General features: G+C 68.1%; 6 protein-coding genes. 4 read left to right on the top strand and 2 right to left on the bottom strand.

The window, feature by feature from the left end:
• Positions 1 to 6 precede the first annotated feature (6 nt).
• Both KEG57_RS24975 and KEG57_RS24970 read right to left on the bottom strand, forming a co-directional pair.
• A complete protein-coding gene (locus tag KEG57_RS24975; protein WP_272458841.1) occupies positions 7 to 861 on the bottom strand; it encodes a heme NO-binding domain-containing protein in 855 nt (284 codons plus the stop codon).
• 204 nt (positions 862 to 1,065) lie between these two features.
• Positions 1,066 to 2,667 carry a serine/threonine protein kinase gene (locus KEG57_RS24970; protein ID WP_272427688.1) on the bottom strand — a complete coding sequence of 534 codons (1,602 nt, stop codon included), beginning with the start codon at positions 2,665 to 2,667 and terminating at the stop codon, positions 1,066 to 1,068.
• Between the two features lie 248 nt (positions 2,668 to 2,915).
• Between KEG57_RS24970 and KEG57_RS24965 the strand changes: the two genes are divergently transcribed.
• The 4 genes from KEG57_RS24965 to KEG57_RS24950 are packed head-to-tail and all read left to right on the top strand — an operon-like array spanning position 2,916 to position 11,563.
• A complete protein-coding gene (locus KEG57_RS24965; protein WP_272427687.1) occupies positions 2,916 to 4,733 on the top strand; it encodes a DUF4215 domain-containing protein in 1,818 nt (605 codons plus the stop codon).
• 49 nt (positions 4,734 to 4,782) lie between these two features.
• Positions 4,783 to 8,538, top strand: coding sequence for a 1,4-alpha-glucan branching protein GlgB (glgB, locus tag KEG57_RS56450; protein ID WP_272427686.1), 3,756 nt, complete (start codon positions 4,783 to 4,785; stop codon positions 8,536 to 8,538).
• Positions 8,535 to 11,075 carry a DUF3536 domain-containing protein gene (locus KEG57_RS24955; protein ID WP_272427685.1) on the top strand — a complete coding sequence of 847 codons (2,541 nt, stop codon included), beginning with the start codon at positions 8,535 to 8,537 and terminating at the stop codon, positions 11,073 to 11,075. Before glgB ends, KEG57_RS24955 begins: the two co-directional genes overlap by 4 nt.
• Complete coding sequence (locus KEG57_RS24950) at positions 11,072 to 11,563, top strand: MGMT family protein (protein WP_272427684.1); 492 nt, start codon at positions 11,072 to 11,074, stop codon at positions 11,561 to 11,563. Before KEG57_RS24955 ends, KEG57_RS24950 begins: the two co-directional genes overlap by 4 nt.
• Positions 11,564 to 11,665 lie beyond the last annotated feature (102 nt).

The following is an 11,665-nucleotide window of genomic DNA, read 5'->3' as shown; positions in this document are numbered from 1 at the left end:
TCTCGATCAGCGCCGACGCCAGAGCTCCGACGCGTCGCCGTCCGAGCTCGGCGGCGGCGTGCTCGGCATGCTCGGCGTGCGCGGCTCGGCGGGCAGCGTCGAGATGCGCGCGGGCGTCACGCCGCTTGCCGGCGGGTTCGTCTTCGTCTCGGTCCTCCATGCCGACAGCAATTCTTGCTTCGACGAGGACGCGGGCGGCGGCGGCACCGACGACATGTCCCCGCGATCCCCGAACAGCGCGTTCTTCAGCGCCGATCGACCCATCGCGGGCGGCGTGAGCCTCCGCGCGAGCCCTTGCGCGCGCTCCGTGAGCTGCGTCGTTCGTTCGAGCTTGACGGCCATCTCGCACGTCGGCGCGCCTGCGAGCATGCACCGGTTCTCGTCGACGAGCACCGGCTGCTCCAGGTTCGCGCCGAGCCCGCGCACGACGCCTTTGATCAGCGCGCAGCCCTTCAGGTGCGACTGGTACACCAGGACCACCTCGCCATCGCGACCCCAGCGCGCGGTCACCGGTGAATGTGGCGCGAGGTCGCCGCTTCGTTGCGCCATCCGCTCGATGAGTTCTTCGCTGTGCACGAGCACGTCGAGCACCCGCCAGCGCGGATCGACGAGGTTGCCGTAGACCCTCAAGAGCTCCGACGCGAGCTTGTCGCCGAAGCTCTCGAGCACGAGGGCGGGCGACATCCCTGTCAGCCGCGACATGCTCGTCGCGAGCGCGTGCAGTTCTTCGCCCGGGTACGTCTGGGAGGGCAGGTACACCCGTTCGGCGACGCCGGCTTCGTTCCGGATCGTTCGCCAGAGCTCCTCGCCGAGCCGCTCGCGTACGTAATTTTGGAACCCGAGGAGAATGACGCCCAGCACCACGTCCCCCTGCCTCGCGCGTTACGGTCGCGCGAGGCCTGAATAGGTCAAGTATGCAAGATCAGCGCCGTAACCGTCTCGAACGTTCCTTGCAGTGTTCTTCCCGATCCCGGCTTCTTCGTCAGCTGCCCGTGGGGCGAAGGCCCACGTTTTTGCGCCCATTTCTGCAACCGATGGATTGCGACTTTGCAATGCAAGGGCGCGCTACTTGTCCCAGTTGACCTTGTCCCAGTTGCGCTTTTTGCTCTTTTTTGATGACTCGGTGCCCGTCGTCGGCGCGCCCGATCCGGCGTTCGCCTTCGTCGAGCTCGTGCTCGCGCCGGCCCCGGATTCGGTCGAGGGCTCGTCGTGCCCGCGGAACACCGCGATGCCGACGAACAGGAGGATCAAACACACGAGCGCCCCGATGAGCGCCGGGATCAGCGGGATTTTTCGCGGCTCCGAGGGCGCCGCGGGGGCCATCCCGATCAGGCTCTTCGCCATCGGCGGCGGCGTGTGCGCGGGCGATGCGGGCGCGGGCGTCGGCTCCGAGGCGCGCTGCGGCGGGGCCGCTGGCGCGCCCGTCGGCGTCGACGGGAGCGATGCGCGTGACGGGTTTGTCGCCGGCGGCGGCGTCGGCTCCGACAAACCCAGGCTCGCCACGCTCGCCATCACCGTCGGCCCGTACAGGATCGACGCGTTTGCCTGCGCGGCCGTCGCCGATCGTGGCCCCGTCCCAGTCGGGTTGCTCGGCGGCGACACCGACGTCACTGCACTCACTGCGGTCGGCGCCGAGATCGCGCCGGGCATCACGATACCGATCCCGGCCGCGGTCGGCGCGTCTGCACCCATCGGCGGCGGCGGCACCGTCGGTGCTTCGCCGAGATCGACGTTCGTCGGCGCGGCGGCGGGCGTCGTGATCAGCGCCGTCGGCAGCTCCCCTGCGGCGAGCTTTTCTAGCGCGTACGGCGGCGGCTCTCCGCGCAGAAGCGCGCGCACGTCGCGTTGCATCGTCGCGGCGTCCGGGTATCGCCGATCGGTCCGGAACGCGAGCGCGCGATCGACCACCATGCACACCTGCGGCGACACGTCCTTCACGAGCGTCGCGAGCGGCGGCGCTGGCTCCGTCGACATCTTCACGAGGATCTCGGCCTCGGTCGTTCCCTCGTGGATGCGCCGCTTCGCGAGCAGCCGGAACATCGTCGAGCCGAGCGCGAACAGGTCCGCGCGCCCGTCGATCTCGACGCCGCGGATCTGCTCGGGCGGCATGTACGGCAAGGTCCCGAGCATCGAGCCGATCTTCGTCTGCACCGCGTGCTGGGAGTTTCGGAGCCTCGCGATGCCGAAGTCGAGCACCTTCACGTGCCCGGTGTTCAGCACGAACACGTTGTCGAGCTTGATGTCGCGGTGAACGATGTTCTGCGCGTGCGCGGCGCCGAGCACCGACAGCACCTCGTCGACGTACTTGAGCATCTCGTCGACGGGAATCGAGCCGAGCCGCTTGAAGCGCGCGGCGAGCGACTCGCCTTCGAGCAGCTCCATCACGATGAAGGGCAGCCCGTCCTCGGTCGTGCCCATGTACAGCACCTCGACCGCGCCCGGGTGACGGAAGCTCGAAAGCACGCGCGCTTCCTGCTCGAAGCGGGCCCGCAAGTCCTTCTGCCGCGCCACCTCCGGGTGGAGGATCTTCACCGCGTCGCGCCGGCCGATCTGCTGCGCGCCGACGTACACGGCGGCCATCCCGCCGACGCCGATGAGGCTCTCGAGCCGCCACGTGTCGCGCAGCGTCGTCCCGATTCGCCGCTCCCAGAGCTCTCGATCCTCCATGCCAGCGCCTCCGATATGACCGTTTCCCGGCGACCTGGTCAAGCGGGGCTTTCGCGTGGGGGTGGTCTCCGCGCTTCCCGCTCGCGCCGAGCGCAGGGAGGCCCGCAAAGCTCCAGCCGCAACCGAAAAACCACGATCCTACGGCAGACGCCGCGAGAATCCAACCATTCGTGAACGGAACCGGGTAGGATACGTCCCAACCGGCTTGCTTGACGCTGGCTGAAATGCTTGGAGGTGTGGACGTGCGGATGCAATCGAATTCGCGGGGGCTCGTGGCGCTGGTGGCGCTCGCTGGGCTCGCCTTGATGGCACCTGTTGCAGGGTGTGGTGGGGACGAAAGTCCGATCACGCCGACCGGCTCGGGTGGGGCGGGCGGCACGGGCGGAGAGGGCGGAGGCGGCGGCGCCACGTGCGGCAACGGCGTCCTCGAGGGCAACGAGGCGTGCGACGACGGCAATAAGGCCGCCGGCGACGGCTGTGAACTCGATTGTTCCTTTACCTGCGACAACACGAACCCCGACACGGGCGACGCGAAATGCGACGACGGCAACCCCTGCAACGGCGCCGAGACCTGTAGCGACAAGCACACCTGCGATCCCGGGCCGAACGCGGCCGACGGCACGACCTGCGGCGCGAGCAAGATCTGCAATGCGGGCGTCTGCGTCGACGACATCTGCGGCGACGGCTTCGTCAGCCCGAGCGAGGAGTGCGACGACGGCAACACCGCGGACGGCGACGGCTGCGACACCTGCAAATTCAGTTGCGTATCGGACGACCCGACGCGCGACTGCTCGGGCCTCGACCCGTGCGTTGCCACCGCGTGCGACGAGGCCACGCATACCTGCGGCAATCCCGTCGGCGACGGCCAGGTCTGCGCGATGGCCTCCGTTTGCGTGAATGGCGCCTGCGCCCCCATCGTGTGCGGCGACGGCATCGTCCATCCCGGTGAAGAGTGCGACGACGGCAACGTCGTCGACGGTGACGGCTGCCAGGCCGATTGCACGCTTCCTTCGGCGTCGGTCTGCGGCAATGGCGTCCGCGAGACCGGCGAGCAATGCGACGACAGCAACACGAAAAACCTCGACGGCTGCGATTCCGCGTGCAAATTCGAGCAGGTCCAGCGCGCGACCTGGCTCAAGATGCAGTTCGCCGTCGACGCGGCCTTCTGCCCCGCGAACCACCTCGGCGGCGCCATCGCTGCCGCTGCGCAGGGGCAGCTCCAGACCTCGCTCGACCAGGGCGTCCAGAACGGCTCGATCAACATCCTGCTCAAGACGCTCGGCCTCGGCGACCTCAGCGGCACCGAAGACCCGGCGATCGAGATCGGCGTCATCAAGGGCAATCCCGTCATCCCGATGGGCGCCATGTACAATGGCACGGCTGATCTCGATTGGTGGTACACGATCGACCCGACCTCGATCAACGCGAATCGCGAACCGCTCGACAAGCTCACGGGTTTCATCAGCGCGAGCACACTCACTGCGGGCCCGGGCAACCTCACGATCGGCATCAATTTCGCGGGCGCGCCTGCGGCGCTCAAGATGAGCAGCGCGCGGCTCACGATGTCCGTCGGCGCTGTGAGCACACCCCTCGCGTCGACCGGCAATACGCCGGGCCACCTCGCCTCGGAAAACCTCGACCCGGCGCTCCAGACGTTTGCGAGCACGGGGCAACCGGACGACAGCGGCGCTGGCAAGCTCTGCGGCAACGTCAGCGCCACCTCGCTCGACCAGGTCCCGGTCCCGGCCGACCTCGCCGCGGGCGGATCCATCGCGTGCGGCCAGGGATATACGACGCAGAACTCCTTGCTCGACGTCATCGTCGGCGGATGCACCGTCTTCAACATCGTCACGGTCATCACCCCGAGCCAGCCTGATCAGACCGACCCGAACGCGCCGGTCGCGGGCGCTGGCGGACCCTACACGCTCACGACGAACGCCATGACGAAGCAGGTCAACGGCTGCCGCGACAAGGACAACCAGACCGTCGACTTCAATACCTGCCTCAACGCCGCGGCGTACTCGTCGTTCTTCAAGTTCGCGACCGGCCGCGTGATCGCGAAATAAGGAAGCTCCCCTCTTCCCCCCTTCCGCGGTTTCGACTAACCGACCTCCCATGGAGCTCGGGACCGCGGTTCGTCACGACGTCACTCGCCTCACGGAAGAGGATTTTTACCTCTTCGCCGAGGGCACGCACACCCGCCTCTACGACAAGCTCGGCGCCCATCCGATGGTCGTGGACGGCGCCGCGGGCACCTGCTTCGGCGTCTGGGCCCCGGACGCCGAGCGTGTCTCCGTCGTCGGCGATTTCAATGGCTGGGATCGTGATTCCCACCCCCTCGCGCGCCGTGGCGGCTCTGGCATCTGGGAAGGGTTCGTCCCGGGCGTCGGCAAGGGCACGGTCTACAAGTACTTCATCGCCTCCCGCTTCCACGGCTACGTCGTCGAGAAGGCCGATCCCTTCGGCTTTTTGCACGAGATCCCGCCGAAGACCGCGTCCATCGTCTGGGACCTCGCCTCGCTCGACAAGGAGCCCAAAAAGCCCCGCCAGAAGCGCACGAGCCCCGACAAACCCGTTTCGATCTACGAGGTCCACCTCGGCTCCTTCCGCCGCGCCGTCGAGGACGGGAACCGCCCGCTCACCTACCGCGAGCTCGCCGCCGAGCTGCCCGAGTATGCCGCGCGCATGGGCTTCACCCATGTCGAGCTCCTCCCCGTCATGGAGCACCCGTTCGGCGGCTCGTGGGGATATCAGATCACCGGCTATTACGCGCCCACCTCGCGTTTCGGCGTCCCCGATGATTTCCGGTACCTCGTCGATGCGCTCCACGACGCCGGCCTCGGCGTCATCCTCGACTGGGTCCCCTCGCATTTCCCCTCCGACGAGCACGGCCTCGGCTATTTCGACGGCACCTACCTTTTCGAGCACGCCGACCCGCGCAAGGGCTATCACCCCGACTGGAAGAGCCTCATCTTCAACTATGGCCGCAACGAGGTGATGAGCTTCCTCCTCTCGAACGCCCATTTCTGGCTCGATCGGTACCGCGCCGACAGCCTGCGCGTCGACGCCGTCGCCTCGATGCTCTACCTCGATTACTCCCGCAAGCACGGCGAGTGGATCCCGAATCGCTATGGCGGCCGCGAGAACCTCGAGGCGATCGATTTCCTTCGCCGCCTCAACGAATCGATATCCCGCGCCTTCCCGGACGTCCAGACCATCGCCGAGGAGTCTACCTCCTGGCCCATGGTCTCCCGCCCCGCGTACGTCGGCGGCCTCGGGTTCGGCTACAAATGGGACATGGGGTGGATGAACGACACGCTCAAGTACATGCAGAGCGACCCCGTCTATCGCAAGTTCGTCCACAACCAGCTCACGTTCCGCATGATGTATGCGTTCAGCGAGAGCTTCGTCCTGCCGCTCTCGCACGACGAGGTCGTCCACGGCAAGGGCTCGCTGCTCGGCAAGATGCCTGGTGACGAGTGGCAGAAATTCGCGAACCTGCGCATTCTCTTCGCGTACATGTGGGCCCAGCCGGGGAAAAAGTTGCTCTTCATGGGCGGCGAGATCGCCCAGCGGCGCGAGTGGAACCACGAATCGAGCCTCGACTGGCACCTGCTCGACGAGGGGCCCTACCATGCCGGCATGAAGCGGTTCGTCCAGGCGATGAACCGCCTCTACCGCGACTATCCCGCCCTGCACGAGCTCGACACGAGCCCCGAGGGCTTCCAGTGGATCGATTGCAACGACGCCGACAACAGCGTCGTCGTCTTCTACCGCCGTGCCCGCTCCACCGACGCCCTCGTCCTCGTCGCCCTGAACTTCACGCCCATGCCGCGCCAGCGTTATCGTGTCGGCCTGCCGCGCGGCGGCCGCTGGAAGGAGCTCGTCTCCAGCGACGCCCTGGAGTTCGGCGGCAGCGGCATGGGCGGCGGCGGCGACGTCGTCGCGGAAAACATCGAATGGCATAGCCGGAAAACCTCCGTCGAGATCACGCTCCCGCCGCTCGGCGCCGTCTTTTTCGTGCACGAGGGCCTCGCTGTCTCCGAGCGCCCGCTCGGCGCCGTCCACCTCGGCGAGGACCGCGCCCGCTTCCGCGTGTGGGCTCCGAACGCGGACAAGGTCGAGCTCGTCCTCCAGGGCAAACTCGAGCGCAGGATCCCCCTCGAACCCGAGGCGAGCGGCTATCACCAGGCCCTCGTCGACGGCGTCGCTCCCGGCGCGCGTTACCATTACGACCTTGGCGGCGGCAAGCTCCGCCCCGATCCAGCTTCACGCCTCCAGCCCGAAGGCGTCCACGGCCCGAGCGAGGTCGTGCGGAGTTTTTCCGACCACACCCCTGGCTGGACCGGCCGCCCGCTCGACGAATACGTCATTTACGAGCTCCACGTCGGCACCTTCACCCCCGAGGGCACGTTCGACGCCGCCATCTCGCGCCTCTCGCACCTCCGCGAGCTCGGCATCACGGCCGTCGAGCTCATGCCCGTCGCCGCGTTCCCCGGCGAGCGCAACTGGGGCTACGACGGCGCGTATCCCTTCGCCGTCCAGGCCTCCTACGGCGGCCCCGAGGGCCTGCGCCGCTTCGTCGACGCTTGCCATGCCGAGGGCATCGCCGTCATCCTCGACGTCGTCTACAACCACCTCGGCCCCGAGGGCACCTACCTCGCCGATTTCGGCCCCTACTTCGCCTCGTATTACCGAACGCGCTGGGGCGACGCCCTCAATTTCGACGGCCCGCATTCGGACGAGGTCCGCAAGTTCTTCATCGAGAGCGCGCTCCATTTCGTCACGCAGATGGGCATCGACGCCCTCCGCCTCGACGCCGTCAATGCGATCGTCGACAACTCGCCCCTCTCGTTCTTCGAGGAGCTCGGCGAGGCCGTCCATCGCCGCGCCTCCGAGCTCGGCCGCCTCGTCCACCTCATTGCCGAGAGCGACGACAACGACCCGCGCCTCGTCACGCCCTCGTCCCAGGGTGGCCACGGCCTCGATGGCCTCTGGAACGACGACGTCCATTACGCGCTCCTTGCCCTCCTCACGAACGAACGCATCGGCTACCTCCAGGACTTCGGCCTCGTCGAGCAGCTCGCCAAGACGTTTCGCGAGAACTTTGCGTTCGCCGGAGAATACTCCAAATACCGCCAGCGCCGCCGCGGCCGCCCGGCGGCGAGCGTCGACCCGCGGCGCCTCGTCACGTTTGTCCAGAACCACGACCAGGTCGGCAATCGCCCGCGTGGCGAGCGCCTCTCCGCGCGGGTCTCCTTCGACAAGCAGAAGCTCGCGGCCGCCGTCGTCCTGCTCTCGCCGTTCCTGCCCCTGCTCTTCATGGGCGAGGAATACGGCGAGATCGCGCCGTTCCCGTATTTCACGAGCCACGGCGATCCCACGCTCGTCGAGAATGTCCGCAAGGGCCGGGCTGCGGAGATGGCCAAGCTCGGATATTCCGAAAAACCGTTCGATCCGCAGGACGAGGCCACGTTCCGCCGCGCCAAGCTCGATTTCAAGCTTCGCACCACGGGGGATCACGGAAGGCTCCTCGCGTGGTACAAAGAGCTCATCCGGGCGCGGCGTGAGCTTTTCGCCTTCGCCGCGGAGGGCGGACGGCAGGCCGTCGCCTTCGAGGACGAGCGCCTCCTTTACGTGCGGCGCTGGAACCGTGACTCCGAGGTATTCGTGATTTACCATTTCGGCGACCACCCCGTCACCGTCACCTTGCCCGTGCCTTCGGGCACCTTCCGCCGCTCGCTCGCCTCGTCCGAGGCCCGCTTCGGCGGCAAGGGAGACGTCTCTGCGCCGGAGGAGATCACGTCGACCGGCCTCGTCCGCGTCACCCTCGGCCCGTCCGAGGCCGCGCTTTACGTGAGGGCTCGATGAAGGCTCCCGAGCGGTACGTCTGCGTCCACGGCCATTTTTATCAACCCCCGCGGGAAAACCCCTGGCTCGAAGCGATCGAGCAGCAGGACTCGGCCGCGCCCTGGCACGACTGGAACGCGCGCATCACGGCCGAGTGTTACGCGCCAAACGCCGCCGCGCGTGTCCTCGACGGCGAGGACCGCATCACGCGCATCGTCAACAACTACTCGCGCATCAGCTTCAATTTCGGCCCCACGCTCCTCGGCTGGATGGAGCACCACGCGAAGGAGACCTACCGGGCCATTCTCGCAGCGGACGAGGCGAGCGCGCGCCGCTTCGGTGGTCACGGCTCGGCCATGGCCCAGGCCTACAACCACCTCATCATGCCGCTCGCGAACCAGCGGGACAAACTCACGCAGGTTCGCTGGGGCATCGCCGATTTCGCAGCGCGGTTCCGCCGCAAACCCGAGGGCATGTGGCTCCCCGAGACGGCCGTCGACACCGAGACGCTCGAGGTCCTCGCGGCCGAAGGCATCGCCTTCACCGTCCTCGCGCCTCGCCAGGCCGCGCGTGTCCGCCGCATCGGCGGCAAGGAATGGATCGACGTCCGCGGCGGCCGCGTCGACCCCTCGATGGTCTATCGCGTCGAGCTCCCTTCCGGCCGCTCCATGGCCGTCTTCTTTTACGACGGCCCCGTCTCCCAGGCCGTCGCCTTCGAGCGCCTCCTCGCGAATGGCGAGCATTTCGCTGGACGGCTCGCCTCCGCCTTCGACAGCAAGCGCACCTTCCCGCAGATGGTCCACATCGCCACGGACGGCGAGACCTACGGCCACCACCACCGCTATGGCGAAATGGCCCTCGCCTGGGCCCTCGGCCACATCGAGGCGCATGGTTTGGCCAAATTGACCAATTACGGCGAGTTCCTGGAACGCCACCCGCCGACGCACGAGGCCGAGATCCTGGAGCGCACCTCCTGGAGCTGCGCCCACGGCGTCGAGCGCTGGCGCGCCGATTGCGGCTGCCGTTCCGGCTCCCCGCACGGATGGAACCAGTCCTGGCGCAAGCCCCTCCGTGATGCCCTCGACGCCCTCCGCGACGAGGTCGCGGGCCCCTTCGAGCGCGCGGCCGAGCGCCTCTTCCACGACCCCTGGGCCGCCCGTGACGCTTACATCGAGATCGTCCTCGAGCGCTCCCCGGCCACCCTCGCGCGCTTCTTCTCCGCGCACGCGACGCACGCGCTCTCGGCCGAAGAGCAAAGCGAGGCCCTCGCGCTCCTCGAGCTCCAGCGCAACGCGATGCTCATGTACACGAGCTGCGGCTGGTTCTTCGACGACCTCTCGGGCATCGAGACCGTGCAATGCCTCCAGTATGCCGGCCGTGTCGTCGAGCTCGGCGAGGCACTCTTCGGCAAGAGCCTCGAAGGCCCGTTTCTGGAAAAACTCGAAAAGGCCCGCTCGAACCTCCCCGAAATGGGCGACGGCCGCCGCGTCTGGGATCGCTTCGTCACCCGGGCGCGCGTCGATCTCCCGGCCGTCACCGCCCATTTCGCAACGAGCCTCGTCCAGGACGCCCCCCCGAGCACCTATTGTTACGACGTCCACGTCGAGGACCTCGAGACCCACGAGCGTAATGGCGCCAAGCTCCTCCTTGGCCGCACCCGCGTCACGAGCCGCCTCACGCTCGCCTCCGAATGCCACGACTTCAGCGTCCTCCACCTCGGCGATCACCGCGTCGCCGGAGGCGTCTTGCGTGATCCCGAGGGCGACGAGCACGTCGAGCGCCGCGCCGAGCTCGTCCGCACCTTCGAATCGGGCGACATGGAGGGCACGATGCGCCTTTTCTATCGCCGCTGCGACCGCACGATCGACTCGCTCGACTCCGTCTTCCGCGACGATCAGCGCCGCATCGTCGAGCGCCTCCTCGCCTCCACGCTCGCCGAGGTCGAGGCGGCCCAGCGCGCCCTTTTCGAGCGATATGCGCCGCTCCTCCGCCGCCTCGCCCCCTTACGCAGTCCCACGCCGCGCTCCTTGCTCGTCGCGGGCGAGCTCGTCCTCGGCGCCGACCTTTTGCGCGCCGCCGAGCGCACCCCGCCCGACGTCCTCTCCATGCGTCGCCTCCTCGCGCAGGCCAAGGAGCAAGACCTCCACGTCGACCGAGCCGCCGTGACCTTCACCCTCGGCCAGAGCCTCTCCGCGCTCGCCGAGCGCCTGCGCGAACGCGTTGTCGACGATCGGGGGCTCCGCTCCGGCGAGCGGAGCTCCGCCCCCGAACCCCCGCTGGATCCGCTCCTCCTCGCGGATCTCGACATGGCCGTCGAATTCGCGCATCGCGCCGGGTTTTCCGTCGACCTCTGGAAAACACAAAACGTGTTTTACCGACTCGCACATACCATCTACCCCGAGATGCGCACCCGCGCCGACGAGGGCGACGCCGCGGCGCATTCGATGTGCCTCGCGTTCCAGAGCCTCGCCGAGCGGCTCCGCGTCCGCTTGCCCGAGGGCGCCGCGCTGCCGCGCCTCCGCTCCCTGCGCGGGGAAGAAATCGAGGAGATCCCGTGAGCGCCCGCGGCGCGACGTCGAAATCGAAAAAAAAGCCGGCGAAAAAGGCCACGAGAACGCCCCTGAAGACGCGGGCTCGGATCTCGCGCGCCGAGCCCGACGACGCCGTCGAGCCGGTTTCCTGGTGGCAAGACTTCTACCGCGTCGTCCGCCGCATCCCCCGCGGCCGCGTCACCACCTATGGCGTGATCGCCGCCCTCGCCGGGCACCCGCGTTCCGCACGCCACGTCGGATTCGCCCTCGCCGCGCTGAAGGACCCCGACGGCGGCAGCACCGTCCCGTGGCAGCGGGTCCTCGGCAGCCGTCCTCGCAATCGCGCGGCCGTCACGATCAAGGACCCTGTCGGCGGCGCCCTCCAGCGCGCGCTCCTCGAATCCGAGGGCGTCACGTTCGATGCGCGCGGAAATGTCTCCCTCGATCGTTTCGGCTGGGCCGGCCCCGGCGCAAAAAAGCCCGCTGCCGCGCCTCGCAAACGCACGCGCGCCTGAGCCGCTCGTCCCCGGCCCGAATCTTGCGATCCTGCGTCGCCTGGATGCAGCCATTGCGTCCCCATCCCGCGTGGCCTCTGCGCCACCGCGACCTTCGATGCA

This window comes from Polyangium jinanense, assembly GCF_028435365.1.
This window is presented reverse-complemented; position numbering and strand designations above follow the sequence as displayed.